This is a genomic window from Streptomyces cucumeris, from assembly GCF_024295805.1.
GTDB lineage: Bacteria > Actinomycetota > Actinomycetes > Streptomycetales > Streptomycetaceae > Streptomyces > Streptomyces cucumeris.
This window is the reverse complement of sequence record NZ_JANCLX010000085.1, coordinates 1-1,622: the sequence shown is the minus strand read 5'-3', so window position 1 is coordinate 1,622 and position 1,622 is coordinate 1. Positions and strand designations below refer to the sequence as shown.

Sequence of the window (1,622 nt, the reverse complement as noted above, 5' to 3'; positions counted from 1 at the left end):
ACAACGTTGCGGGGCGTGGGTGTGAGCCACGGTGTGGCGATCGGCCAGGTGCGGCATATGGGGACGGCGGTGCTGGAGCCGCCGGCCCGGCAGATTCCGGCGGATGATGCGCCGCGGGAGCAGGGGCGTGCCCGTCAGGCGGTGGAGGCGGTGTCGGCTGATCTGATCGCGCGCGGGAATCTTGCGGGTGGTGAGGCGCAGGCGGTGCTCGAGGCGCAGGCGATGATGGCGCAGGATCCGGAGTTGATGGCGGATGTGGAGCGTCGGATCGCGGTGGGCAGTACGGCGGAGCGTGCGGTCTATGACGCGTTCGCGGCGTATCGGGCGTTGCTTGCGGGGGCGGGTGAGTATCTGGCGGGGCGGGTCGCCGATCTCGATGATGTGCGTAACCGGATCGTGGCGCGGTTGCTGGGTGTGCCGATGCCGGGGGTGCCGGACAGTGATGAGCCGTATGTGCTGATCGCGCGTGATCTGGCGCCGGCGGACACCGCGTTGCTCGACCCCACCCTCGTCCTGGGGTTCGTGACCGAGGAGGGCGGGCCCACCAGCCACAGCGCGATCCTCGCCCGCGCCCTGGGCGTCCCCGCCGTGGTGGCCCTGCCGGGAGCCGGGGAGCTGGTCGAGGGCACCGTGATCGCCGTGGACGGCAGCACCGGTGAGATCTTCGTGGCGCCGAACGAGGAGAAGCGGGCCGAGCTGACCCGGGCGGCCGAGGAGCGCAGGGCGGCGCTGGCTGCCTCCTCGGGTCCGGGTGCGACGTCGGACGGGCACAAGGTGCCGCTGCTGGCCAACATCGGCGGCCCCGCCGACGTCCCCGCCGCACTCGAAGCAGGCGCCGAGGGCGTGGGCCTGTTCCGCACCGAATTCCTCTTCCTCGACGACCACACCCAAGCCCCCACACTCGAGAAACAGACCGACGCCTACCGCCAGGTCCTCCAGGCCTTCCCCGAAGGCCGCGTCGTCGTCCGCGTCCTGGACGCCGGAGCCGACAAACCCCTGGACTTCCTCACCCCCGCCGACGAACCCAACCCCGCCCTGGGCATCCGCGGCCTGCGCACCCTCCTGGACCACCCCCACATCCTCCACACCCAACTCACCGCACTGGCCACCGCCGCCGAAGGACTCCCCGTCTACCTCGACGTCATGGCCCCCATGGTCGCCGACCGCACCGACGCCAAAGCCTTCGCCGACGCCTGCCACACCGCAGGACTCCGCGCCAAATACGGCGCCATGATCGAAATCCCCTCCGCCGCCCTCCGCGCCCGCTCCATCCTCCAGGAAGTCGAATTCCTCTCCCTGGGCACCAACGACCTCGCCCAGTACACCTTCGCCGCCGACCGCCAGACCGGCGCCCTCGCACGCCTCCAGGACCCCTGGCAACCCGCACTCCTCGACCTCATCGCCACCTCAGCCGACGCCGCCCGCGCCGAAGGCAAAAGCTGCGGAGTCTGCGGCGAAGCCGCCTCCGACCCCCTCCTCGCCTGCGTCCTCACCGGCCTCGGCGCAACCAGCCTCTCCATGACCGCCACCGCCATCCCCTACGTCCGCACCACCCTCGCCAAACACACCCTCGCCCAATGCGAACGAGCCGCCGCAGCAGCACGAGCAGCCGACACCGCCGA

General features: G+C 71.3%; 1 protein-coding gene. It reads left to right on the top strand.

Annotated elements, in window-relative coordinates; translation table 11 throughout:
• Positions 1–1,622 (top strand): phosphoenolpyruvate--protein phosphotransferase (gene ptsP / locus NMK44_RS41825; RefSeq protein ID WP_254753389.1); only part of this gene is annotated, 1,622 nt, incomplete at both ends.